Genomic DNA, 24,558 nt, shown 5'->3' on the forward strand with positions numbered 1-24,558 from the left:
GATACGTATCGGACCGTGAGCTTGTAGGTTGGGTGGATGTCACCCCACAAGGCGCCCGATTCCAGCCGCCGCAGCGACCGCTCCCGCCGCGCGATCTACGACGCCGCCCTCGCCCTCGTCGGCGAGGCCGGATACGCGAGGACGACGATCGAGGGTATCGCCGCCCGCGCGGGGGTCGGCAAGCAGACGATCTACCGCTGGTGGCCGTCCAAGGCTGCCGTCCTCATGGAGGCCTTCATCGACGTGGGCACCCGGGCGGCCGAGGAGGCCGGTGAGAAGGGCGGCTACGCGATCCCCGACACCGGGGACCTGGCGGCCGACCTCAAGCTCGTCCTGCGGGCAACCGTCGACGAGCTGAACGACCCCGTGACCGAGGCGCCGACCCGCGCACTGGCCGCCGAGGGAATCATCGATCCGGTGCTGGGCGCCCAGTTCGTCGAGAAGCTGCTCGATCCGCAGATGCAGTTGTACGTCACACGGCTGCGCTCCGCCCAGGAGGCCGGCGAGGTGCGCGGCGACATCGATCCGCGCATCGCGCTGGAGCTGCTGATCGCCCCGCTCACCCACCGCTGGCTGCTCCGGACCCTGCCGCTCACCCATGAGTACGCGGACGCGGTCGTCGACCTCACCCTGCGGGGACTCGCGGCCGGGCCCAAGGAGTAAAACGGCTATTTCCTTACATTCAGTGCAGGTCGGCTCCACTCTCCGTGGAGCCCGGGGCACCCCGCTTGGGAACTCTGGCCACCCGAGGAGCAGGATGGTGGGACCATGGAGGAGCAACGCTGAGGTGAGGGGATAGATGGGCGCCGATTCCGGCCGCTATCGCGGCACAGAGAGCAGGATCTCCCAATGGCTGCGACGTCGGCCGAAACCGCAGCCGGAAGCTGACGACGCCGCCCGGCTGGAGCTGCTCCTGGCCGTCGCCGAGGCAGGGATGCCGATCTCTCCCGCCGCGCATCCGTCCGGATACCGATGTTCGTGCGAACGCATCGGCTGTCCCACCCCCGCCCGGCATCCGGTCTCGTTCGCCTGGCAGACGCAGTCCACGACGGACCGCGCCCAGATCGAGCGCTGGGCCGCAGGCCAGCCACTGGCCAACTTCATCACCGCCACAGGAATGATCCACGACGTCCTCGACGTCCCCCTGACGGCCGGCCGTGCCGCTCTGGAACGGCTCCTCGAAGCGGGCATCGACGTCGGCCCCGTGGCCCAGTCCGGCGAGGACCGGATGCTCTTCTTCACCGCCACCCGCGGTACCCCCGAGGACGAGGACGAGTGGTGGCCGTGCGAGCTGGACTGCCACCCCGAGACCATGGACGAGCACCCGGGGCTCCGCTGGCACTGCCGCGGCAGCTACGTCCTCGTGCCGCCCGCCCGGCTCCCCGGTGAGCTGGACGTGCACTGGATCCGCGGCGCGGAGAACCCGCTGCCCGACCCCCTCACCCTGCTCGAGACGCTGACCGACGCCTGCGCGCAGTACGCGGACACGGCCGACGAGAGCGACCTCGACCACGATGCGGTGGCCTGGCCGCTCAGTCGCTGACGGACGCCGGACGGGGTACGTGGCCCGCAGGGGTCACGAGCCCTGTGCGGCGATCAGACCGGGCAGCCGGTTCAGTACGCGCACCTTGCCGCCCGAGTCACCGGCGCCCCGCCTGGGGACGTACACCAGCTGGCTGGAGACCCGCTCCTTGGTGAGGGTGCTCTTCACCTCACCGGTGAGCAGCGCCTCCACGTCCGAGTTGACCGTGGGCCGCAGCCCCGGGGCCGCGGTCTGCCGCTCGAAGTGCTTGCTGCTGAAGAAGACGAGGGCCCCGCCGTCCTCCGTCTTCAGACCCAGCGGCGCGAACGTCCCCGTGTCCAGCGCCTGGTCGACGTACTGGAACGAGAAACCCGCCCTGCGCGTGTTCTTGCGCGCGTCCCGCCAGCCCGACGTCGTCGACCCCGGAGCGAAGACGTCCGGTGCCCCTTCCGACAGATAGCCCGTGTACGTACCGCTGAGGCCCTTCGGCTGCACGGCCAGGGCGCCGTCGGTGTCCGCCGAGGGCACTGGCTGTGCCAGGCCGTCCGCGTCCTTGTGGAACTTCGGCACCTGGGACTGGGGGACGACCGCCAGATAGGCGGCCTTCCAGGGTGCGTCGGGGCCGGTGCGGAGAAAGGCCAGCAGCCAGCGGGTGTCGGCCCGCCCGTTGTCCTGGTCGCGGTTGGAGTCCGTGTCCGCGATGAACCAGCGGGGCCAGCCCGCCTTCTTGGGAATGCTGAACGTGGCGTCGGTCAGCTCCAGCGGCTTGTGCGACGCGTTGCCCTGCGGGCTGTTCTTCCGACGCGCCTTCAGCCCGGCCTGGTTGATCGCGCCGAGCGAACCGGTCACCCGGTCCGCGTCCAGCGCCGGATCATATGCCTTGTCCGCCTTGTTGTAGGCGACGAGGAAGTCATCCAGGGCCTGTGCGGCCTCAGTTCTCGTCGCTCCCGGCAGAACTTCCAGTTCGCCGTGCACCGTCACGCAGCCGCTCGCCGTCACGCTCAGCACCGCCGCTGTCGCGAGCCCCGTCGCCAGTCGACCCAGCCTTGTCATCCGTTGCTTTCTGCGCCTTCTGATCCGTCGTCCGCACTGACCGTCCGAACCCTACCGGGGCGAGGAACAGCGCGAGCGTGGGGATGAGATACAGCGCCCACACCGTGACCTGAAGAACGGTCGGATCGGGCTGGAAGTTGAGGACGCCCTTGAGCAGGGTGCCGTACCAGCTGTCCGGCGGAACCGTCGTGGTGATGTCGAACGCCTTGTTCTGCAGGCCGCCGAGGAAGCGGGCCTCCTGGAGGTCGTGCACGCCGTAGGCGAGCACGCCCGCCGCGACGATCACCAGCATGCCACCGGTCCAGGTGAAGAACCTCGACAGGTTGATCCTCAGCGCACCCCGGTAGAAGAGCCAGCCCAGCACGATCGCGGTCGCGATGCCCAGCAGCACTCCGACCAGCGGCGACGAGGAACCCTCACCGCTGGCCCGCACCGAGGCCCACACGAAGAGCGCGGTCTCCAGACCCTCGCGGCCCACCGCGAGGAAGGCCGTGGCGACGAGCGCGCCGGTGCCCATCGCGAGCGCCGCGTCGAGCCTGCCGTGGAGTTCGGCCTTCAGGTGCCGCGCCGTCCGCCGCATCCAGAACACCATCCAGGTCACCAGCCCGACGGCGATGACCGACAGCGAACCGCCGAGCATCTCCTGCGCCTCGAACGTCAGCTCCTGGGAGCCGAATTCGAGCGCGGCGCCGAAGGCCAGCGAGATGGCGCAGGCGATGCCGATGCCCGTCCACACCGGGCGCAGCGCGTCACGGCGGCCGGTCTTGACCAGGTACGCGACGAGGATGCAGACGACCAGACTGGCCTCGAGACCCTCGCGCAGGCCGATCAGATAGTTGCCGAACATGCCGGTCCTTCCACGGTGTCGGTCATGAGAACAGTGCCCGGCCCCACCAGTCGTCCTTGTCGCGGACGCCCGGCGGAACGGCGAAGACCGCCGAACCCACGTGCTGGATGTACTCGTTGAGCGCGTCGTTCGCCGCGAGGCTGCGCTGCACCGGGATGAAGCCCTTGCGGACATCGCGCTGGTAGGCGAGGAAGAACAGCCCCGCGTCGAGCCTGCCCAGACCGTCCGTACCGTCGGTGAAGGAGTAGCCGCGCCGCAGGATCGACGCCCCGCCGTTGGTGTCCGGGTGGGCCAGCCGCACGTGCGCGGTGGGCAGCATCGCCTTCAGGAACGGCTCGTCGCGCTCCTTCGGCCTGCCGACCGGGGCGCCCTCGCCCTTGTCCCGGCCGAAGATGTCCTCCTGCTCCTGGAGCGGAGTGCGGTCCCAGGTCTCGATGTGCATCCGGATGCGCCGGGCCACCAGGTACGAACCCCCGGTCATCCACCCGCCGTCGTCCTTCGGGCCCACCCACACGTGCTTCGTCAGGGCGGCGTCGTCGGTTCCCGCGATGTTCCGGGTGCCGTCCTTGAACCCCATCATGTTGCGCGGGGTCTGGGCGTCGGGCGTCGTCGAGGAGGTCTTGCCGAAGCCCAGCTGCGACCAGCGGACCGAGGCGCGGCCCATGCCGATCCTGGCGAGGTTGCGGACAGCGTGCACGGCTACCTGCGGGTCGTCCGCGCACGCCTGGACGCACAGATCGCCGCCGCTGCGGGTGGCGTCGAGGTTGTCCCCGGGGAACTTCGGGAGATCCACGAGTGCTTCGGGACGGCTGTCCTGGAGGCCGAACCGGTCCGCCGCGAACAGGGACGGGCCGAAGCCGATGGTGAGCGTCAGCCGGGACGGCTTGAGGCCCAGCGCCTCACCGGTGTCGTCCGGCGGCGCCTCGGCCGGGCCTCCGTAGGCGCCGTCGCCCACCGCCTGCCCGGCCGTCATGCGCTCGGCGGCCCGGGTCCACTCCTTGAGCAGGGCGATCAGCTCGGCCCTGTCCTTCGTCGTCACATCGAACGCGGCGAAGTGCAGCCTGTCCTGTACGGCGGTGGCGATGCCCGCCTGGTGCACACCGTGGAACGGCACGGCCGCGCCGCTGTCCGCCGCAGGCTCCGAACTCCCGTCGGAGCGCACCGCCGCGACCGCGCCGCCCGCCGCGACGGCGCCCAGCGCAAGCCCGGCACCGCCCCAGCCGAGCAGTGCGCGACGGGACGGGGCGGAGTCCTTCTCGCCGGAGGTCTCGCCGGCTCCGGACCGCATTACTTCGTCACCGCGGCGGCGAGCCTGGACAGCGGCTCGGCGAGCGCGTTGACCGCGTCCGAGAGCTCCTTGCGGTCCGCCTTGCCGACCTTGTCGTACGAGGTGAACTCGTAGGACGCCTTGTCCGCGCGGTACTTGTCCAGCAGCGTGTCCAGCGCCGCGAACTGCTTGTCCAGGGTGGCCGTCAGCGCCGCGTCGTTCTTCGACGCGATCGGCTTGAGCAGCTCGTACGACTTCTCCGCACCCTCGACGTTGGCCTTGAAGTCGACGAGGTCGGTGTGGCTGTAGCGCTCCTCCTCGCCGGTGACCTTGCCGGTGGCCACCTCGTCGAGGAGTTCCTTGGCGCCGTTCGCCATCGACGTCGGGGTGATCTCGGCCCTGCCGACCCGCTTCTGCCAGTCGGCCAGGTCCTTGTAGAGGAGGGGAGCGAGCGCCTTCTCCTCGGCGCCCAGCTTCTTGTCCTGCCACAGCGCCTTCTCCAGGCGGTGCCAGCCGGTCCACTTCTGGCCGTCCTCCAGGCCGTCCTCCCGGACGTCGACCTTCGGGTCGATGTCACCGAAGGACTCGGCGACCGGCTCGGTGCGCTCCCAGCCGATACGGGAGTCCGCGTACGCCTTCTTCGCCGCCTCGATGTCGCCCGCGGCCACGGCGTCCGTGAAGACCTTCACCTTGGGCAGCGTCTCGTCGGCCTGCGCCTGCACGTAGGTGCGGTAGCCGGCGACGGCCTTGTCCATCTCGGGGCTGCGCTCGGCCGCCTTTCCGCCCGTGACCTCGACGGTCTGGCGGATGCCCTTGCCCTTCATGCCGGGCTTGCAGGCGATCTCGTACGTACCGGACTTGACCTCGGCGGTGATCTTCGCCTTGGTGCCGGGGCCGATGTTCTCGCGCTCGGTGACGATGCGGTCGTCCGGGAACAGGACGTAGACCTCGGTGACCTTGGATCCCTTGTTCTCCACGGCGATCTCGACGTGGCCGGCCGGGATCTTCGTCCTGGACACCTCGCACGAGTCGTCCTTCGCGATGACCTGAACGGCGCCGTCGCCCTTGCCGTCGCTCTTTTCGGCGCAGCCCGTGACGGCGGTCAGTGCGGCCACGGTCGCGGCAGCGGTGACAACGGAGAGACGAACGGCTCGCATGCGGGCTCCACAGGGGACGAGAAAACGGGGAAACGGCCGGACCAAGGGCAGGTGAGGCGGACCTAACTTAGCGGCGCCTTACCTGGTCGATACCCCTCCGTGCAGTGATTCAACTCTCACCGGAGGGCCAGGAGAACGAGCAGGTCACGGCCGCCCCACAGGGAACCCACAGGATGGTCAAACGCGGGTCAAGTCGACCTTGTCGGTACAACGAGCGGCGCCCCGGTCCGCGGGTGCGGGAACACCTCCACCGGCTGCCGGTAGACCGTGCCGAGCAGTGCGCCCGTGAACACCTCGGCGGGCGGCCCGGCCGCCGCGATCCGGCCGCCGTCCATGACCACGGCCCGGTCCGCGTAGGCCGCCGCGAGCCCCAGATCGTGCAGCACCACGACCACGGCGTCCCCGGCGGCCGCCCGCTCCCGGCAGATCCGCAGCACCAGTTCCTGATGGCGCAGATCCAGCGCCGCCGTCGGCTCGTCGAGCAGCAGCAGCGGAGCGCGCTGGGCCAGTACCCGGGCCAGCGCGACCCGGGCCCGCTCGCCGCCCGACAGCGCGGAGAACGGACGGGCGGCGAACTCCGTGACCTCCGTCGCGGCCATCGCCGCGGCGACAGCCGTATCGTCCTCGTCCTCCCGGTCCGTCCCCGCCCAGGGTGCCCGTCCCATCCGTACGACGCCCTCGACCGGGAACGGGAAGGAGAGCACGGCGGACTGCGGCAGCACGGCCCGGCGCAGGGCGAGTTCGGGCGCCGACCACTCGGCGGCCGGGCGGCCGCCGATGCGCACCTCGCCGCTGCCCGGGGCCAGATCGGCGGCCAGTGCCGCCAGCAGGGTCGACTTCCCGGCCCCGTTCGGCCCGACGAGAGCCAGCACCTCACCCGCCCGGACGGTCAGGTCCACGCCATCGAGCACCTGCCGTCCGCCGAGACGGACGCCCAGCCCGCAGGCTTCGGCCACGGGCGAGCCGGGGGCCACGGGGAGCGGCAGCTCCCGGCCGCGTACCGCGAACAGCTTCCTCAGCGGGTTCATGCCCAACCACCTTGCTTGCGACGGGTCCTGCGCAGCAGCCAGAAGAAGAACGGGCTGCCGAAGAGCGCGGTCAGCACCCCGAGCGGCAGCTCGGCGGGATCGGCCACGGTACGGGCCGCGAGATCGCCCGCCACCAGCACCAGCGCACCGCCGAGCGCACTGCCGGGGACGAGGAATCGGTGGCCGGGGCCGTTCGCCATGCGCAGCAGATGCGGAACGAGCAGTCCCACGAAGGAGATGATCCCGGCGACGGCGACCGCGGCGGCGGTCAGCAGCGCCACCACGAGGACGAGCACGATGCGCAGGCGCTCGACATCCACCCCGAGATGCCGGGCGGGCCGCTCGCCGAGCGCGAGCAGGTCCAGCTTCCCGGCGTACAACGGTGCCAGCAGCAGCCCGATCACCGCGCACGGCAGTACGGCCAGCACCTTGGGCCAGGTCGCCTGGGCCAGTGAGCCGAGCTGCCAGAAGGTGATCTGGGTGATCTGCGCGTTGTCGGCGAAGAAGATGAACAGGCCGATCAGGGCGCCCGCGAAGGCGTTGACGGCGATACCGGTGAGGATCAGCGTGACCACCTCGGTACGGCCCCCCGAGCGGGACAGCGCGTACACCAGGAGGACGGTGGCGAGGCCGGAGACGAACGCGCAGACGGTGATGGTCCAGTTGCCGACGAAGTTCAGCCCGAGAGCGATCGAGGCGACCGCGCCGACCGCCGCGCCCGAGGAGATCCCGATGACGCCGGGCTCCGCCAGCGGGTTGCCGAAGACCCCCTGCATCAGGGCCCCCGCGCAGCCGAGGGACGCGCCGACGAGCAGCGCGAGGACGACCCTCGGCAGCCGTACGTTCCACAGGACGCTCTCGCCGACCCGGTCCAGGGCCTGCCCGCCGAGCCCGATCCGGTGCTGCACCGAGGACAGGACATCGCCGAGCGGGATGCTGTACGCGCCCAGGCCGGCGGACAGCAGGCAGCCGACGATCAGCGCGGCCGACAGCGCGGCGGTGAGGACGAACGCCCTGCTGCGCCGGGCCCCGGCGCCGGTGACCGCCTCCGTGCGCTCCTCGTGCGGGGTGGTCGTCACTTGCCCCGACCGCCCTTCGGGTAGAGCTGGTCCACGAGTCCGGCCAGCACGCGGTCGGTGCGCGGCCCGTAGTTCAACAGCACCCCGTCGTCGATCGAGACGATCCGGCGGTCCATCCCGGCCGGTGTCTCCGCGACCCCGGGGATCTTCACGAGGCCGTCGACGCCGCCCACGGAGTCGAGTCCCTTGCTCATGACGAGGATCGCGTCCGGAGCCGCCTTGGCGAGGGCCTCACTGGTGATGGCGGTGAAGTCCTTCGTCAGCCCGGAGGCCTTGCCCGCGTCGACGGCACCCGCCGCTTCGAGGAGGGAACTCGCGCCGGATTCCCGGCCGCCCAGCAGATAGACCGAGGCCGAGCCGCGCAGGTACAGGAACGCGACGCGCGGCTTCCCGCCCTCCCGGCGTGCGGGGATCGTCTTCTGTACGGCGCCGATACGGGACTCCGTACGCGTCCTCAGCTCGTCTCCCGCGGACCTCACGCCCAGCGCCTCGGCCACGGCGGTGATCCGGCGGCCCACATCGGCCAGCTCCTTGGCCGGCTCGACGACGACGAGGGCGATGCCGGCGTCCCTGATCTGGCCGATGGCCTCGGCGGGACCGGTCGTGGTGTCGGCGAGGACGAGTGTCGGCTTCAGCGACAGCACGCTCTCCGCCGAGACGTCGTGAGCGCGGGTCACCACCGGGAGCTTCTCCGCCTGTTCGAAGGTGGCGGTGATGTCGCGGGCCACAACCTGCCCGCCGAGGCCGAGGGTGAACACGATCTCGCTGAGCGAGCCGGTCAGCGGCACGATCCGGTCGGCCGAGGTGATGGTGACCTCGGCCCCGTCCGCGGACTTCACGGTGACCGGCAGCTGCGGCTCGGGGGCGGTGGCGAGCGGCTCGACGCGGTCGGCGGCCGCGGCCGCGGCCGCCGTTCCGGCCGGTTCCGCGGCGGGATCCGCCGAGGCACCGCAGCCGGTGAGGGCCAGGGAGAGCGCCACGACTGCGGCAACGGCCCCGAGCCGGGCGATGCGTGGTCGTCCTTCCTCCCGGCCCGCCGTGACGGAGTTCTGGGGGAAACGCACGAGGCACCGTCCTGGGTGTTTCGGATGAGAAGTGACGGAGGGGGTTCCGGCACGAGCGATGTTGAGCTTAGGTTAGCCTTACCTCACTTTCTAGCCCTGGGAGGGTCCTATGCCGCCGTCACGAACTGTCCGTGCGCTCGCCGTTGCGCTTCTCGCGGTACTCACGGCGGCCCTGCTCCCGGCCACCGCCGCGCAGGCGGCGAGCCGCACGGTGCAGGGCGGCAGGCTGGACTGGGGCATCAAGTCCTCGTTCCAGAGCTACGTCACCGGGCCCATCGCCCAGGGCAGCTGGAACCTGACCGGCGGCGCCGCGACGGTCGGCGGAAGCCGGTTCCGCTTCCACTCCGCCACCGGTTCCTACGACCCCGCGAGCGGCGCCTTCCGGGCCGGCTTCTCCGGCGGGGTCCACTTCACCGGCCACAGGAAGGCCGGCGGCGGCAACGAACTCGACCTCACCATCAGCCGCCCCACCGTCCGGATCAGCGGCGGCAGCGGGACCCTGTACGCCGACATGGTCAGCAAGGACCGGGGGAGCGGCCGGGTCACCTCCTCCGCCCAGGTACCGCTGGCCACGCTCGGGCTCGCCGGAATCAACATGAGGGGCGGATCCACGCCCGTCGCCCTCAACAACGTCCCGGCCAGCCTGACTTCGCAGGGTGCGAAAGCCTTCGCCGGCTACTACACGGCAGGGACACCCCTCGACCCGGTCAGCCTCTCCGTCGACACCGCCGGCCCGGCCGCGCCCAAGTCCGCCTCCCCCTCGGCCTCCCCGTCGAAGAAGGCGTCGAAGACCAAGGACGAGACCGCAGGCCGCTTCGAGACCGCCGCAGTCGACTGGGGCGTACGCCGCACCTTCCGCGAGTACGTCACCGGTTCCATCGGCCGGGGCAGGTGGGCCCTGGCCGGCGGCGCCCAGGACGGCGGAGCTCTCTTCCGCTTCCCGCAGGGCAAGGGCACCTACGACGCAGCGGAGCAGACCCTGAACGCGGCCTTCGCGGGCAGCGTCCGCTTCACCGGGGCGGACGGTCTCGATCTGGAACTCGCCGGGGTCGCCGTGCGGGTGGCGTCGGGCAAGGGGACGCTCCTTGCGGACGTCACCCGTGGGGGCAGTACCCGCAAGGACGTTCCGCTCGTCACCTTCACCGCCAAGGGCTTCACCCCGAAGAACGGTCTCGCCACCCTCACCGAAGCCCCCGCGACCCTCACCGCCGGCGGCGCCGAAGCCTTCGGATCCCTGTACAGGGCGGGTACCGCGATGGACCCGGTCTCCCTCGCCGTAGCCGTCGACGCACAGGCGGAACTGCCCCCGCTGCCCGACCTGGGCAGCGCGGCGGAGCCGTCCGCCACACCGGCGCAGAAGACCGCCGCCACTCCCGCCGCACAGCCGGTGGCCGCCGACTCCGGCTCCCGCACCGGAACCTACGCCGCTGTCGGCGGCGGCGCCCTGCTGCTGCTCGCGGCCGTCGCGGCCGTGCTGTACGTGTCCCGGCGCCGCAGCTCACCGGACGCATGAGCCACAGACCGCTCCACCATCCCCCCTTCTCCCTTTTCCTACCTTCGTCCTTCGAGGAGTCACCAGCCATGGCAGCCACCCGCCGCCCCATAGCCCTTGCCGCCGCCGTCGCCACCGCGGCCGCACTCGGCGCGACGTTCGCCCTTCCCGCGCTCGCGGCCGACAGCACGGGCGCCCGCCCCGTCGCGGCGGCCCCGACGACGGAGCTGACGGACGGCACGCTGGCATGGGGCTTCAAGGAGTCCTTCCGCAGATACGTCGGCGGGGCAGGCACGATCACCGTCAAGGACGGCGCCGAGCAGGCCGCGGGCAACGGCGTGTTCACCTTCGTCAACGGCAAGGGCACCTACGACACGGGCACCCACGGCACGGACACGGCCTTCGAGGGCGGCGTCAACTTCAATGCCCACGGGGGCGTCCTCGACATCACGCTCTCCGACGTGAAGGTCGCCACCGTAGGCACGGGCGGCGCGATCACCGCCGACGTCGCCACTCCGCAGGGCACCCAGAACGACGTGGCCGTCGCGGCGCTCGACCTGTCGGCGGTGAGGCCGGGCCAGGGTGCGGGCGGCGCGATGGTCTTCAAGGACATCCCCGCGACGCTGACGAAGGCGGGTGCCGAGGCCTTCAACGGCCAGTACGCGGAGGGCACCGCCCTCGACCCGGCCACCCTCTCCGTCAAGGCGGTCGCGGCGCCCCCGACCACGGAGCCGACGCCGACCCAGAAGCCCACCGAGAAGCCCACCGAGAAGCCGACCGCCACCCCGACGGCCACGGCGACCGCCACGGACAAGCCCACGTCACCGGCGTCCCCGTCCGCCTCTGCCACCACCCCGGCCGCCGACCCGGGCGCGCTCGTCGACGGCACCCTGGACTGGGGCGTCAAGAAGTCCTTCCGTACCTACGTCACCGGCCCCATCGCGAAGGGCTCGATCGAGACGACCGGCGGGGCCACCGCCTCGGGCGACGGCTACCGCTTCCCCGACGCGACCGGCCGCTTCGACGCGGAGGAGCAGACCCTGGAGGCCGCGTTCGAGGGCACGGTCCGCTTCCTCGGCCACAAGGAGGGCGACGCCTACACCCTCGACCTGTCCCTCACCGGTCTGGAGGTCCAGGTGCGGGGGGCGGCCGGCACGCTGATCGCCGACGTCACCACCAAGGACCGCGAGACCAAGAAGGTCACCACGTACACCGGGCTGGCCGTCGCCGACCTGAAGCTGCCCGCCGGTGAACTCGCCGCGAAGGACGGTGTGGTGACCCTCGCGGGTGTTCCGGCGACGCTGACCGCCGACGGCACCAGGGCGTTCGGCGGCATGTACCCGAAGGGCGAGCAGCTCGACGCCCTCACCCTCGCGGTCGCGCTCGACAAGGACGCCCAACTCCCCGGCACGACCGGCGGATCGGGCACCACCGGCGGTACCGGCACGACCGGCGGTTCGACCACCGGAGGTTCGACCACCGGCGGTTCGACCACCGGAGGTTCGACCACCGGCGGTTCGACCACCGGCGGCACCGGCGGCACGGTCGGCGGCTCCGGCTCGCTCGCCTCGACGGGCTCCGACGTTCCGGCCGGCGCCCTCTTCGCGGCCTCGGGCGTGGTCGTGGCAGCAGGCGCCGGAGTGGTGATCGCGGCGCGCCGTCGCCGTACCGCCTGATCCCCGCCGTCGGATACCCGCAACAGGCCGCACCGGCACCCGCCGGTGCGGCCTGTTGCGTCACCCCGGCCCGTACGGTGCTTGAATGCGCACGTGAACGACTACGACGTACCCGACGGCATCGACGTACTGCACGTGTTCTGCGGCCCGGACGGCCGCCACGGCAACGCGCTCGGGGTCGTCCGCGACGGGCGCAGGTACCCCGACAACGAGTCCCGGCAGGCGCTCGCCCGCAAACTCGGCTTCAGCGAGACCGTGTTCGTCGACGACCCGGAGCGCGGGAACGTCGACATTCGCACGCCCGGACTGCGGCTCCCGTTCGCCGGGCACCCGCTCGTCGGCGCCGCGTGGCTGCTCGACCTGGAGGTCCTCGAACTGCCCGTCGGGGACGTGTTCGCCCGCCAGGACGGCGAGTTCACCTGGATCACGGCCCGCCCCGAGTGGGCGCCGCCCAGGACGCTGGAGCGGTACGCGTCGGTCGCCGAGGTCGAGGCCCTGACGGAGCCGCCGCCCGGAAGGGGCTGGCTCTACGTCTGGGCCTGGGAGGACGAGGCGGCGGGGCGGGTCCGGGCGCGGGCGTTCCCGCGAAGGGACGACGGCATCGACGAGGACGAGGCCACCGGGGCGGCGGCCATGCTGCTGAGCGCCGAGCTGGGCCGCGCCCTCAACATCGCACAAGGACGCGGCTCCCAGATCCTCACCGCACCCGCGCCGGACGGCACGGTGGAGATCGGGGGCCGCGTCCTGCTGGCCGCCAAGGGCTGAACGCAACGGCTAAGCGCTGAGCGGGAAGACCTCGCCGAGCTCGTGGAAGACGGCGGTGTTCAGCGCGAAGGCGTTCTTGCACTCGTCGATGATGCGCTGCTTCTCCAGATCGTCGGCGTTCACCGCGTCCAGCAGTTCCCGGTACTCCCGCTTGAACGCGGCAGGGTTGGAGATCTGCTCGAACACGTAGAAGCGCACCCCGTCGCCCTTGCGCTCGAAGCCCCAGGTCTTCTCCGCGGTGCCCCGGATGATCTGGCCGCCGGAGAGGTCCCCGAGGTAGCGGGTGTAGTGGTGCGCGATGTAACCGGCCGGCCAGTCACGGGCGCACTCGGCGACCCGCTCCGCGTACGCGGCGGTGGCCGCCAGCGGTTCCAGGCCCTCGCGCCAGCCGGCACCCCGCAGATGCGCAAGATCGCGCTCCAGCTCGGCGCTGCGCATCAGCTCCGGCTGGATGAACGGACCCGCGACCGGGTCGTTGCGCAGCGCCTGCGCGCCGTCCTCCAGCGCCCGGTACACGAACCACAGCTGCTCGGTGTAGCGCGTGTACGCATCGACCCCGAGCCGCCCGCCGAGCATGTCGCTCATGAAGGAGGAGGACTCCGCCTCCGTGTGCTGCTCGTGCGAAGCGGTGCGGATGAGCGTGGAGAACGGGGTGGTGGCGGTTGCGTCCAAGAGGGGCCTCCGGGGGCCGAGGGGACGGGAAGTCCGGACAGAGACGGAAATGTCGGCAGCACCAGCTGCGCGCGCCGCCGACTGCCAGTAGGCTGATCCTCCTACTTAGGTTTACCTAAGTCAATTGGTTCCCGACTGCCTGTCGGTAAAACATTACGCCCGGCCCGGACCGGGCGCAGCGTTACGGCAGAGTCAGGATGTCCGCCCCCGTCTCCGTCACCACCAGCGTGTGCTCGAACTGGGCGGTCCGCTTCCGGTCCTTCGTCACCACGGTCCAGCCGTCGTCCCACATGTCGTACTCGTGCGTCCCGAGCGTCAGCATCGGCTCGATGGTGAACGTCATGCCGGGCTGCATCACGGTCGTCGCGTGCGGGCTGTCGTAGTGCGGCACGATGAGACCGGAGTGGAACGAGGAATTGATCCCGTGCCCGGTGAAGTCCCGCACCACGCCGTACCCGAAGCGCTTCGCGTACGACTCGATCACCCGGCCGATCACATTGATCTGGCGGCCGGGCCGCACCGCCTTGATGGCCCGGTTCAGGGACTCACGGGTGCGCTCCACGAGGAGCTTCGACTCCTCGTCCACATCGCCGCAGAGGTAGGTGGCGTTGTTGTCCCCGTGCACACCGTTGATGTAGGCGGTGACGTCGAGGTTCACGATGTCGCCGTCCCGCAGCACGGTGGAGTCCGGGATGCCGTGACAGATGACCTCGTTGAGCGAGGAGCACAGGGACTTCGGGAAGCCGCGGTAGCCGAGCGTCGACGGATAGGCGCCGTGGTCGACCATGAACTCATGGGCGACCCGGTCGAGTTCGTCGGTGGTGACGCCGGGGGCGATGTGCTTCGCGGCCTCCTCCATCGCCTGTGCGGCGATACGGCCCGCGATCCGCATGCGCTCCACGGTGTCGGAGTCCTGGATCTCCGGCCCGGTGTACGGCGTGGGGGCGGGCTTGCCCACGTACTCGGGGCGCCGGATGTTTCCGGGAACGGAACGGACGGGAGTGATCTCCCCTGGTACGAGAAGCGACTGGCCAGACATGCCAGCGAGTCTAACCAGCGCGCCTGGGGCAGCATGGCTGCGAGGAAAGGATCCGACGATGGCCCTGTTCAAGAAGCGCACGGTGGGCAAACCAGGCGAGTGGTACTACTGCCTGGAGCACAAGAAGGTCGAGGAGGGCCCCGAGTGCCCGGCGAAGGACCGCTTCGGCCCGTACACCTCCCGCGAGGAGGCGCAGCACGCCATGGACACGGCGCGTGAGCGGAACCTGGAGTGGGAGAACGACCCGAAGTGGCATGACCGCACGGAGGAGACCCCGGAGCCCTAGGGCCTCACCTCCGGACCATGCCGGACCCCGCGAGCCCGGCCTGGTCCGGAGGCTCTAGACCCCGGCGGGATCGGTGGACGCCGCCCGCCTGCGCGCCGCGTCCTCGTCCGTCACGGAGTCGTATGTGAGCAGCTTCGGGAGCGCCGCAGCCAGCAGCGCGACCGAAGCGACACACGCCACCCCGCCCGTCCATATCGCGGACCGGGTACCCGTCCAGCCGGCCATCGCCCCGGCCCGGACCTGGCCCAGCTGGGGTCCGACGCTGTACGAGAGCACCTCGATGCCCGCGAGCCGGCCCCGCAGCCCCTCCGGGATGGTCTGGTTCCAGATCGTGGAACGGCCGAGCCCGCTCAGCATGTCGCCCGCGCCGGCGACCGCCAGGCAGCACAGCACCAGCCATACGTTGCCGAACCATCCGGCCGCCGCGATCGCCAGCCCCCAGACGGCCGCGCCACCCACGACGAACAGCCCGTGCCGCCGTACCCGTGAGGTCCAGCCGCTGGTCAGCCCCAGCAGGAGGGAGCCGACCGCCCCGGCCGCATACATCAGCCCCAGCGACCACTCGGCATCCAGCTCGTCCGCGAGGAAGGGGAAGACCGCGTTCGGGAAGGCGAAGAACATCGCCGCGAGATCGATCGCGTACGTCCCCAGCAGTACGGGCCGGCTCCAGGCGTACCGGGCGCCCTCGGCGATCCCCCGCAGGGACGGCTTCTGCGCGTCGTGCGCGGGCGGAGCCGCTGCCAGCCGCAGGCACAGCAGGACGGACACGGAGAACGTCACGACGGTGACGCCGTACGCGGTGGCGTGCCCGGCGTACGCCACGACCAGACCCGCCAGCGCGGGACCGGCGATCGCGCCGGCCTGCCAGCGCAGCGAGTTCAGCGCGGCGGCCGCGGTGAGCTGGTCGTGCGGCACGATCCGGGCCATCAGCGAATCCAGCGCGGGCCGCTGCAGCCCGGCGAGCGCGGAGACCCCGGCGGCCACGACGTAGAGCGGCCAGAGCGCGGGCTCGGGCGCGAGCGCGTTCGCCAGCAGTACGAGGGCGAGCACCCCGAGCCCCGCCTCGGTGCCCAGGATGACCTTGCGCCGGTCGGCGGAGTCGGCGAGCGCCCCTCCGTACAGCCCGAAGACGACCAGCGGTACGAGCTCCACCGCCCCCATGGCGCCGACGGCGAGCGGCGAGCCGGTGAGGTGCTTGATCTGGAGCGGCAGCGCGATCAGCGCCATGAAGCTGCCGAAGTAGGTGATCAGGCCCTGGATCCAGAGCAGCCGGAAGTCGGCGGAGGAGCGCCAGGGCGAGAGATCGGGCAGAAGGCGGGACGTCACGAGAGGTCATGGTCCGCAGGCGGGCGGCCGACGGCAACCGATTTCCTGCGGGCCGGAACCCCTTACCAGCGGGCCGGCGGCGGGGCCGTCAGCTGGTCGGCCAGCCGTGACAGCCGGTCCCGGAACGTGCGGCGCCCCCGCGGGGAAGGCGCACCGTTCTCCCCGGCCGCCGCGCTGACGAGGTGCTGCACGGTGTCCAGGTCCACATCGTCCTCCTCGCCCACCGTCAGCGCCTCATGGGCGAGCCCCCGCACCTCCGCGTCGCCGCTGTCCAGCGTCAGCACCGTCGCCCCCGCCCGGCGCGCATCGTGCACCCGCTCCAGCAGCCCGCCGCCGGGCCGCTCCGGGGCCACCACCAGCAAGGTCTCGCCCCGCCCGGCCGCCTCGATCCGGCCCAGTCCGACGGCCAGATGCGCCGGATCGCCCGGCTCCACCCGGTGCCGTACGAGGACGGGCCGCAGCTGCGGCAGTCCCGACCACGTGGACTCGTCGACCAGATGCGCGGCCATGTGCCACGGCTCGTACACCTCGGTCCCCACCAGCAGCAGCCCGCCGCCCTGCGGCACGACCGAGGACCGCAGGGTCCTGGCGAACCGACGGGTCACCGCGGGCCACTCGGTCCCGGCGAGTACTTCACGCAGCAGCGCGACACGTACGGCATCCATGGCCCGGCATCATGCCCCAAGTCGTCCCCACAGGTGGTGCCTTGGGGCCGAAGCACCCGAACGGGTCCGGCCCGCGCCGCCGGGAGCCCGGCAGGGCGGGCACCGGGCGGCCGTGACGGATGTCGCAGAGGGACCATGCCGCAGAGTTCACGTAGCTACCTCGCAGTAGGGTCGGCGCCATGACTACGTATGAGAGCGGCAGCGCACCCAAGCCCCCCGCCAAGGACCCCTGGGACCTTCCCGACGTGTCCGGGCTGACCATCGGCGTACTCGGCGGAACGGGCCCCCAGGGCCGGGGCCTGGCCTACCGCTTCGCCCGCGCCGGCCACAAGGTCGTCATCGGCTCCCGTGCCGCCGACCGTGCGGAAGCCGCCGCCGCCGAGCTGGGCCACGGTGTCGAGGGCGCGGACAACGCGGAATGCGCGCGCCGCAGCGACGTCGTGATCGTCGCCGTGCCCTGGGACGGACACGCCAAGACGCTCGAGTCCCTGCGCGAGGAGCTCGTGGGCAAGCTCGTCGTCGACTGCGTCAACCCGCTCGGCTTCGACAAGAAGGGCGCCTACGCCCTGAAGCCCGAGGAGGGCAGCGCCGCCGAGCAGGCCGCCGCCCTGCTGCCCGACTCCCGGGTCACCGCCGCCTTCCACCACCTGTCGGCGGTACTGCTCCAGGACGAGACGATCGAGGAGATCGACACCGACGTCCTGGTGCTGGGCGAGGCACGCGCCGACACCGACACCGTGCAGGCACTCGCGAGCCGTATCCCCGGTATGCGCGGCGTCTTCGCGGGCCGGCTGCGCAACGCGCACCAGGTCGAGTCGCTCGTCGCCAACCTGATCTCCGTCAACCGCCGCTACAAGGCACACGCGGGGCTGCGCGCCACCGACGTGTGAGCCCGTGCCCGGAGCAGGAACGGGCATGAGGGACACTGGACGGGACCACGCACCATCCCCGGACAGGAGCACCAGCCCTCATGCCCCGCCTCGCCATCTACGCCCTCGTCGTCTGCGTTCTCGCCGTCGCCGCAGCCGTGGTCTCCTTCGCCCAGGGCAGTTTTCTCGGGATCATCTGGGTGCTGCTGGCCGGCCTCTCCTCGAACATGGCGTGGTACTACATCCGCAAGCACAGGCTGGAAAGCGCGGCGGCCGGGAACTAGGGCCTCTCGTTTGGATCATGCCGGGCTCGCGGGGTCCGGCACGCACTCCCCCAAGGCCTTAAGGGCCAGGGGGGACCCCCTCCGGCGTTGTCGTCGGTCGCCGACTTCCCCAAGCTCTCGGCTTCGCTCGAGCAGGGGAGACCCCATCGCGTGGGCTCCCTCCTCCGCCTTGCAGCTGCACGCACCGGACCCCGCTCCCTGATCCGGCCTGATCCAAACGAAAGACCCTAGGGCCTCTCGCCGCTCACGCCCCGAGCCGGCCGCTCACGCCCCGAGCGCCGCGCAGCCCGGGTCCTGGTCGCCGAACCACTCCTGCCAGAAGCGGTACGTGTCGAGCCCGCAGTACGTCTCGACCTCGCTGACGCCCAGCCCCCGCAGCAGCGCGTCGACCGCGTCGAAGAAGACCCCGTTCACCTCCGGGATCCACAGCAGCGCGAAGACCGCGATCAGTCCGAACGGCGCGAACGGCTCCACCTGCCGCCGGACCTTGTACGAGAGCCAGGGCTCGATCACGCCGTAGCCGTCCAGCCCCGGGACCGGCAGGAAGTTCAGGATGGCGGCCGTCACCTGGAGCAGCGCCAGGAACGCCAGGGCCAGGCGGAAGGCGGCCGGGACCCCGTCCAGCGCGTCCAGCCAGAACGGCGCCGTGCAGACGATCGCGAACAGGACGTTCGTCAGGGGGCCCGCGGCCGAGATCAGACTGTGCTTCCAGCGGCCGTTGATACGGGCCCGCTCGATGTAGACCGCGCCACCCGGCAGGCCGATGCCGCCCATGATCACGAAGAGCACCGGCAGCACGATGCTCAGCAGGGCGTGGGTGTACTTGAGCGGATTCAGGGTGAGGTACCCCTTGGCCCCGATCGAGATGTCCCCGCTGTGCAGCGCGGTGCGGGCGTGCGCGTACTCATGCAGACACAGCGAGACGATCCAGGCCGCCGTGACGAACAGGAAGACCGCGAAGCCCGCCTCACCGGCGAAGTCCGTCCACACCGCCCAGCCCGAGACGGCCATGACGGCGACGATCCCGAGGAAGATCGGACTGACCCGCCGGTCGCTGCGGCGGAAGGCAGTGGTCATCGGCGGAACTCCTGGGTGCTGGACTGCGGGCGGCGAGCCCCGACAGTACGGGTGACAGGGCGAGAACGTCTCGCGGTCGGGTGGTAGTTCCACGAAGTGCGGAGCCGTCACGGACAATGGGCGCGTGCACTACGGCATTCTCGGTACGACCCAGGCTCTCCGCGACGACGGCACGGCCGTTGCCCTCGGCGGGGCGCGGCTGCGCGCCCTGCTCACGGTGCTCGCCCTGCGCCCCGGGCGCACGGTCCCGGCGACGGTTCTCGTCGACGAGGTGTGGGACGGAGATCCGCCCGCCGATGCCGTGGGCGCCCTCCAGGCACTCGTGGGCCGTCTCAGGCGGGCGCTCGGCAGGGACGCCATCGGCTCCGTGGACAACGGCTACCGGCTCGCCGCCGACCCCGACGCCGTGGACCTGCACCGCTTCGAGCGGCTCGTGGGCGAGGGCGCACGGGCCCTGGAGGACGGCGACGCGGCGAAGGCCGCCACGGTCCTCGACGACGCCCTCGCCCTGTGGCGCGGGCCCGCACTCGCCGACCTGCCCGACCGCGCGGCGACCGCCGTCCGCTGGGAGGCCCGGCGCCTCGAGGCCCGCCGCACCAGGATCGCCGCCGTCCTCGCGCTCGGCCGCCCCGACGAGGCCCTGCCCGAACTCGCCGCGCTCTGTGCCGACCACCCGATCGACGAACCCCTGCAGGCGCTGCGCATCAGGGCGCTGCAGGCCGCCGGGCGGACCGCCCAGGCACTCGCGGCGTACGGGGACGCGAGGACCGCGCTCGCCGAGCGCCTGGGCTCCTCGCCCGGACCCGAACTGCGCCGGCTGTACGACGAGCTGCTGCAACAGGACCGGCCCCGGCCGGAACCGGCGCCCTCTCCCGCCCCGCACGGAAACCTGCGGGCGAGACTCACCAGCTTCGTCGGCCGCGAGACCGACATCGCCGCCCTGCGCGAGGACCTCTCCCGGGCGCGCCTGGTCACCCTGCTGGGCCCTGGGGGCGCGGGCAAGACCAGGCTGTCCCAGGAGGCGGCCGAATCCGTCGATCCGGCCGCCTGGCCGGACGGCGTCTGGCTGGCCGAGCTCGCGCCGGTCGACGACCCCGAAGCGGTTCCGGAGGCCGTCCTCACCGCCCTCGGCGCCCGCGAGACCGTGCTGCGGGGCGCGGGAGCCGAGGGGCTCCGCGCCGTGGAGCGGGGCTCCGACCGCGCGGCCGGGGACCCGCTCACACGTCTCACCGAGCACTGTTCCGGTCGCCGCATGCTCCTGCTGCTCGACAACTGCGAGCATGTGATCGAGGCGGCGGCCGGGCTGGCCGACCACCTCCTCGCCCACTGCCCCGGCCTCACCGTCCTGGCGACGAGCCGCGAACCTCTCGGCGTGCCCGGCGAGTTGTTGCGGCCCGTGGACCCGCTACCCGACCGCATGGCGCTGCGCCTGCTCGCCGACCGGGGGAGCGCCGCCAGGCCCGGCTTCCGGGTAGACGCGGATCCCGGGACCGAGGCCGCCTGCGCCGAGATCTGCCACCGCCTCGACGGGCTGCCGCTCGCCATCGAACTGGCGGCGGCACGGCTGCGCATGCTCGGTCCGCGCCAGATCGCCGACCGTCTCGACGACCGGTTCCGCCTGCTGACCAGTGGCAGCCGGACCGTACTGCCGCGCCAGCAGACCCTCCGGGCCGTCGTCGACTGGTCGTGGGAGCTCCTTGACACGGCCGAACGCGCCGTGCTGCGCCGGCTTTCGGTGTTCGCCGGAGACTCCGCCCTCACCGCGGCCGAGGAGGTCTGCTCCGTCGCGGGCGTCGACGCCCGCGACGTCGCGCCGCTCCTCGGCTCCCTGGTCGACAAGTCCCTGGTCGTCGCCGCCCCCGGCAACGACGGCGGGATGCGGTACCGGCTCCTGGAGACCGTTGCCGAGTACGCATCGGACCGGCTGGACGAGGCGGGGGAGCGGGCCGCCGTCGAGTGGCGGCATCTCGTCCACTACCGGGAGCTCGCCCGCCTCGCCGACCCGGAGCTCCGGGGTGCGGGTCAGCAGTCCGCCCTCGATCTGTTCCAGCGCGAGTACGAGAATCTGCGCACCGCCCTGCGCCGGGCCGAGGCCGCCCAGGACGAACAGGAGCTCCTCTGCCTCGTCCTCTCCCTCGGCTGGTACTGGCAGATGCGCGACCTGCGGGCCGACGCCCGCCACTGGGCCGATGCCGCGGCTGCCCTCGGCCCCGATCCGTTCACCGAGCCCGTCGAACCGGCCCCCTCCCTGCTGGAACGGTGCACCGACAGGCCGCCCCCGATGGAGCCCGACCAGACAGAGGAGGCCAGGCGTGGTGTACGGCTGATCCGGCTGGCCAATATGGACCACTCGGGCAACGAATGGGCCACGGACGAGGGCAGGAAGCGTCTGAAGGCGATCGCCCGGACCTACCGGCCGGGCCAGCCGCAGACCTGCCGTACGCCGGGATCCCTCTGGATGTTCGCGATCCTGTTCACCGGCAAGCCCGACCGGCTGCGCGAGCTCATGGACCAGACGGTGCGCGCCTGCCGGGAGTTCGGCTACGAATGGGAGCTGGCCGCCGCGCTGCAGATGCGGGCCAACGTGCTGGCCAACCGCCCCGACTGGGCGGGCGAAGCCCGGCAGGACGCGAACGAGAGCCTGGACATCTTCGTACGCGTCGGTGATGCCTGGGGCTCCGCCGAAGCGCTCTCCTCCCGGGGCGAGGCCCATGAGCGCGCCGGCGACAGTGCCTCCGCGGCCGAGGACTTCCGTACCGCGGTCACCTACGCCGAGCAGCTCGGTGCCCAGACCCAGGTCGCGCTGCTGCGGGCCCGGTACGCCTCCGCTCTCCTCGAGATCGGCCGGGGCGAGGAGGGGGAGTCCATCCTGCGTGAGGTGCTCGCCAAGGGACGGCAGGCCGGGCACGAGGCGATGCCCGCCGCCCGGCTCTACCTCGCCCTGTGGCTGGGGCGGACCGGACGCACCACGGAGGCACGCGAGCAACTCGCCGCACTGCGAAAGGAGTTCGGATCGGAGACGGTGGCGATCTTCGAGGGTTTCGTGCTGGGTATGCAGGCCTGGCTGGACAACCTCGACGGCGATTACGCCAGGGCCCTGAACCGGGCCTGCCGCGCGCTGGAGAGATCGCAGGGTTCGATGTCGCAGATGGTGGCACCACAGATGTCGTCCCTGCACCTGGTCGCCGTCGCATGGGCCCTGGGCGGTCTCGGCGGAGAGCGGCGGTGCAGGGACGCGGCGCGGCTGCTCGGACTGCACGCGGTACTGCTGCCGGCCGGTCACGTACCGACCGTGACGGAGCGCAGTAACCGGGATGCGGCGGAAGAGGTCGTCAGAGCGGGACTGGCGGACGACGCCGCCTTCGAGACCGCGTACGCCGAAGGCGGTGGCCTCGCACTGGAGGAGGCCACCGCCTTTGCGGACGCATACGTGCAGGAGCAGGACTCCGGCCCGTGATCAGGTCTTCTTGCGGAACTTGCTGACCGCGAGCGGAGCCATCACCGCCGTGATGAGCACGGTCCAGCCGAGCGTCACCCAGACCGAGTGGGCGAGCGGGCCGCCCATCATCAGGGCGCGGGCGGCGTCGGCCAGGTTGGACAGCGGGTTGTAGTCGGTGAACGTCTGGAGCCAGCCGGGCATCGTCTGGGTCGGCGCGAAGATGGACGAACCGAACTGGAGCGGCATCAGCACGAGCATCCCCATCCCCTGGACGGCCTGAGCCGTCTTCATGGTCAGTCCGAGCAGGATGAAGATCCACATGATGGCGGCGCCGAACGCGGCCGACAGGGCGATCGCGCCGATCAGCCCGAGCACCGACTCCTGGAGCTCCATGCCGAGCGCGAAGCCCATGCCCAGCAGGATCAGCGTGGCGACCATCATCCGGCCGAGCTCGACCACGATCTTCGCGATGAGCACCGAGGAGCGGGCGATCGGCATCGTGCGGAACCGGTCCATGACCCCCTTGCGGAAGTCGTCGTTGACACCGGAACCGACCGCCATGGCGATGTTCATGCCCATCATCGCCATCAGGCCGGGGATCAGGTAGTTGAGGTACTCCTGCCGGCCGCCGCCCATGCTGCCGCCGACCGAGCCGCCGAAGACGTACACGAACAGCAGCGTGAAGATGACCGGCATCAGGAGCGCGTCGAACATCGACTCCGGATCCTTCTTGATCTGGAGCAGGTTGCGCCGCACCAGCGCCCCGATGTGGCGCAGGTTGTTCCGCAGCCCGATCCGGCCCTCGTCGTGGAGCTTCGTGACCGGTGCGGGCGCCGGCGTGCCGGTGGGGGTGGGCGTCAGAGTCGTCGTGCTCATGCCGCGACCTCCTGGGGGATCGTGTCGGTGACGGTGGCCTTGTCGCCCGTGATGGCGAGGAAGACCTCGTCCAGGCTGGGCAGCGCGGTGGCGACATGGGCGAGGGAGAAGCCCCGGGCGCCGAGCAGGCCGATCACGGCGGTCAGCTGCTCGTCGCTGAGGATCGGTACGTAGAGCAGTCCCTCGTCCGGGACCGCCTGGGCGCCCGCGATGCCGTCGAGACCGGCCTCCCGCAGCGCCTGCGCCATCGAGGCCAGTTCGGCCGGGTCGGAGGGCCGGATCTGCAGGGTGCGGCCGCCGACCTTGGCCTTCAGCTCGTCGACACCGCCCCGGGCGATGATCTTGCCCTTGTCGATGACCGTGAGCTCGTTGGCGAGCTGCTCGGCCTCTTCCATGTACTGGGTGGTGAGCAGCACGGTCGCCCCCTCCGCGACCATCCGCTGCACCTCGTCCCAGACCTCGTTGCGGGTACGGGGGTCGAGCCCCGTCGTCGGCTCGTCCAGGTAGAGCACGGCCGGGCTGCCGATCATGGACGCGGCCAGGTCCAGCCGGCGGCGCATCCCGCCGGAGTAGTCCATCGCGGCCTTCTTCGCCGCGTCGGTGAGCGAGAAGCGCTCCAGCAGCTCGTCGGCGCGGGACCTGGCCTTCTTGCGCGGCAGGTCGAGCAGCCGACCGATCATGTAGAGGTTCTCCCAGCCGGACAGCTTCTCGTCCACCGAGGCGTACTGGCCGGTCAGGCCGATGGTGCGGCGCAGCTGCCGGGGCTGCTTCACCACGTCGTAGCCCGCCACGACCGCGTGCCCGGCGTCGGGCAGGATCAGGGTGGAGAGGCAGCGTACGAGGGTGGTCTTGCCGGCGCCGTTGGGCCCGAGCACACCGAGAACGGTGCCTTCGCGCACATCGAGGTCCACGCCGTCCAGCGCCTTGGTCGAGCCGTAGTGCTTGACCAGCCCCCGCACCTCGACGGCGTTCGTGCCGTTCCTGGGGTTCTTGTCGTTTCGCGTCATGTCCACCATGACATCAGCCGTCACCGACAAGTCACCGACAAGCCGCTGACAGCGGACCTACCGCAGGG

Annotated in this window: 23 protein-coding genes; 9 read left to right on the forward strand and 14 right to left on the reverse strand. The window is 71.5% G+C overall.

All coding sequences use genetic code 11. The features are described 5' to 3' along the window. Positions 1–36 precede the first annotated feature (36 nt). Together OG257_RS27250 and OG257_RS27255 are read left to right on the forward strand one after the other, a co-directional pair. Entirely contained in the window at positions 37–663 is a 627-nt protein-coding gene (locus tag OG257_RS27250; RefSeq protein WP_329211672.1) for a TetR/AcrR family transcriptional regulator, read from the forward strand. Between the two features lie 136 nt (positions 664–799). Next, positions 800–1,543, forward strand: a complete 744-nt coding sequence (locus tag OG257_RS27255; RefSeq protein ID WP_329211673.1) for a bifunctional DNA primase/polymerase — start codon at positions 800–802, stop codon at positions 1,541–1,543. 33 nt (positions 1,544–1,576) lie between these two features. Here the strand turns inward: OG257_RS27255 and OG257_RS27260 are convergent, their stop codons facing one another. The 7 genes from OG257_RS27260 to OG257_RS27290 form a co-directional block, all read right to left on the reverse strand. Further along, positions 1,577–2,521 (reverse strand): hypothetical protein, encoded by a 945-nt coding sequence (locus OG257_RS27260; RefSeq protein ID WP_329211674.1) that lies wholly within the window; start codon positions 2,519–2,521, stop codon positions 1,577–1,579. Further along, a complete protein-coding gene (gene efeU / locus OG257_RS27265; RefSeq protein ID WP_329211676.1) occupies positions 2,454–3,422 on the reverse strand; it encodes an iron uptake transporter permease EfeU in 969 nt (322 codons plus the stop codon). The genes OG257_RS27260 and efeU overlap by 68 nt, the downstream gene beginning before the upstream one ends. 22 nt (positions 3,423–3,444) lie before the next feature. Continuing rightward, a complete protein-coding gene (gene efeB / locus OG257_RS27270) occupies positions 3,445–4,710 on the reverse strand; it encodes an iron uptake transporter deferrochelatase/peroxidase subunit (RefSeq protein WP_329211679.1) in 1,266 nt (421 codons plus the stop codon). After that, positions 4,710–5,846: an iron uptake system protein EfeO gene (gene efeO / locus OG257_RS27275; protein WP_329211681.1), complete on the reverse strand. Its 1,137-nt coding sequence runs from the start codon at positions 5,844–5,846 to the stop codon at positions 4,710–4,712. The genes efeB and efeO overlap by 1 nt, the downstream gene beginning before the upstream one ends. Before the next feature lie 188 nt (positions 5,847–6,034). Continuing rightward, positions 6,035–6,874: a heme ABC transporter ATP-binding protein gene (locus OG257_RS27280; protein WP_329211683.1), complete on the reverse strand. Its 840-nt coding sequence runs from the start codon at positions 6,872–6,874 to the stop codon at positions 6,035–6,037. Then, on the reverse strand, positions 6,871–7,953 hold the full coding sequence (locus OG257_RS27285; protein WP_329211685.1) for a FecCD family ABC transporter permease: 1,083 nt from the start codon (positions 7,951–7,953) through the stop codon (positions 6,871–6,873). The genes OG257_RS27280 and OG257_RS27285 overlap by 4 nt, the downstream gene beginning before the upstream one ends. Continuing rightward, positions 7,950–9,017: a heme/hemin ABC transporter substrate-binding protein gene (locus OG257_RS27290; protein WP_329211687.1), complete on the reverse strand. Its 1,068-nt coding sequence runs from the start codon at positions 9,015–9,017 to the stop codon at positions 7,950–7,952. Before OG257_RS27290 ends, OG257_RS27285 begins: the two co-directional genes overlap by 4 nt. A 109-nt stretch (positions 9,018–9,126) precedes the next feature. Here OG257_RS27290 and OG257_RS27295 point away from each other — a divergent pair, with 109 nt between their 5' ends. From OG257_RS27295 to OG257_RS27305, 3 genes are all read left to right on the forward strand, one after another. Next, positions 9,127–10,530, forward strand: a complete 1,404-nt coding sequence (locus OG257_RS27295) for an HtaA domain-containing protein (protein ID WP_329211688.1) — start codon at positions 9,127–9,129, stop codon at positions 10,528–10,530. A gap of 68 nt (positions 10,531–10,598) precedes the next feature. Then, the gene (locus OG257_RS27300) at positions 10,599–12,185 is read left to right on the forward strand and encodes an HtaA domain-containing protein (RefSeq protein WP_329211690.1); all 1,587 of its coding nucleotides are present in this window, start codon (positions 10,599–10,601) and stop codon (positions 12,183–12,185) included. Positions 12,186–12,278: 93 nt separating this feature from the next. Beyond that, positions 12,279–12,950, forward strand: coding sequence for a PhzF family phenazine biosynthesis protein (locus OG257_RS27305; protein ID WP_329211692.1), 672 nt, complete (start codon positions 12,279–12,281; stop codon positions 12,948–12,950). A 9-nt stretch (positions 12,951–12,959) separates the two neighbouring features. On the opposite strand, the gene OG257_RS27310 is transcribed toward OG257_RS27305, so the two are convergent. Together OG257_RS27310 and map are read right to left on the reverse strand one after the other, a co-directional pair. Further along, entirely contained in the window at positions 12,960–13,622 is a 663-nt protein-coding gene (locus OG257_RS27310) for a biliverdin-producing heme oxygenase (RefSeq protein ID WP_329211693.1), read from the reverse strand. Positions 13,623–13,803: 181 nt separating this feature from the next. Then, the gene (gene map / locus OG257_RS27315; protein WP_329211695.1) at positions 13,804–14,661 is read right to left on the reverse strand and encodes a type I methionyl aminopeptidase; all 858 of its coding nucleotides are present in this window, start codon (positions 14,659–14,661) and stop codon (positions 13,804–13,806) included. A 58-nt stretch (positions 14,662–14,719) separates the two neighbouring features. Between map and OG257_RS27320 the strand changes: the two genes are divergently transcribed. Next, complete coding sequence (locus tag OG257_RS27320; RefSeq protein ID WP_329211697.1) at positions 14,720–14,947, forward strand: hypothetical protein; 228 nt, start codon at positions 14,720–14,722, stop codon at positions 14,945–14,947. 54 nt (positions 14,948–15,001) lie between these two features. Here the strand turns inward: OG257_RS27320 and OG257_RS27325 are convergent, their stop codons facing one another. Continuing rightward, the gene (locus OG257_RS27325; protein WP_329211699.1) at positions 15,002–16,273 is read right to left on the reverse strand and encodes an MFS transporter; all 1,272 of its coding nucleotides are present in this window, start codon (positions 16,271–16,273) and stop codon (positions 15,002–15,004) included. 62 nt (positions 16,274–16,335) lie between these two features. Beyond that, on the reverse strand, positions 16,336–16,938 hold the full coding sequence (locus tag OG257_RS27330; RefSeq protein ID WP_329211701.1) for a hypothetical protein: 603 nt from the start codon (positions 16,936–16,938) through the stop codon (positions 16,336–16,338). A gap of 179 nt (positions 16,939–17,117) precedes the next feature. Between OG257_RS27330 and npdG the strand changes: the two genes are divergently transcribed. Continuing rightward, on the forward strand, positions 17,118–17,828 hold the full coding sequence (gene npdG, locus OG257_RS27335) for an NADPH-dependent F420 reductase (RefSeq protein ID WP_329211703.1): 711 nt from the start codon (positions 17,118–17,120) through the stop codon (positions 17,826–17,828). 80 nt (positions 17,829–17,908) lie between these two features. Continuing rightward, positions 17,909–18,091 carry a hypothetical protein gene (locus tag OG257_RS27340; protein ID WP_329211705.1) on the forward strand — a complete coding sequence of 61 codons (183 nt, stop codon included), beginning with the start codon at positions 17,909–17,911 and terminating at the stop codon, positions 18,089–18,091. Positions 18,092–18,355: 264 nt separating this feature from the next. Here OG257_RS27340 and OG257_RS27345 read toward each other — a convergent pair whose 3' ends face one another. Further along, entirely contained in the window at positions 18,356–19,168 is an 813-nt protein-coding gene (locus OG257_RS27345; RefSeq protein WP_329211707.1) for a site-2 protease family protein, read from the reverse strand. A gap of 124 nt (positions 19,169–19,292) precedes the next feature. On the opposite strand from OG257_RS27345, the gene OG257_RS27350 reads away from it, so the two are divergent. Further along, positions 19,293–22,625, forward strand: a complete 3,333-nt coding sequence (locus OG257_RS27350) for a BTAD domain-containing putative transcriptional regulator (protein ID WP_329211709.1) — start codon at positions 19,293–19,295, stop codon at positions 22,623–22,625. Here OG257_RS27350 and OG257_RS27355 read toward each other — a convergent pair whose 3' ends face one another. Together OG257_RS27355 and OG257_RS27360 are read right to left on the reverse strand one after the other, a co-directional pair. Beyond that, complete coding sequence (locus OG257_RS27355; RefSeq protein WP_329211711.1) at positions 22,626–23,483, reverse strand: ABC transporter permease; 858 nt, start codon at positions 23,481–23,483, stop codon at positions 22,626–22,628. Then, entirely contained in the window at positions 23,480–24,499 is a 1,020-nt protein-coding gene (locus OG257_RS27360; RefSeq protein WP_329215377.1) for an ATP-binding cassette domain-containing protein, read from the reverse strand. Before OG257_RS27360 ends, OG257_RS27355 begins: the two co-directional genes overlap by 4 nt. Positions 24,500–24,558: the final 59 nt, after the last annotated feature.

It is taken from the genome of Streptomyces sp. NBC_00683 (assembly GCF_036226745.1).
Taxonomy (GTDB): Bacteria; Actinomycetota; Actinomycetes; order Streptomycetales; family Streptomycetaceae; genus Streptomyces.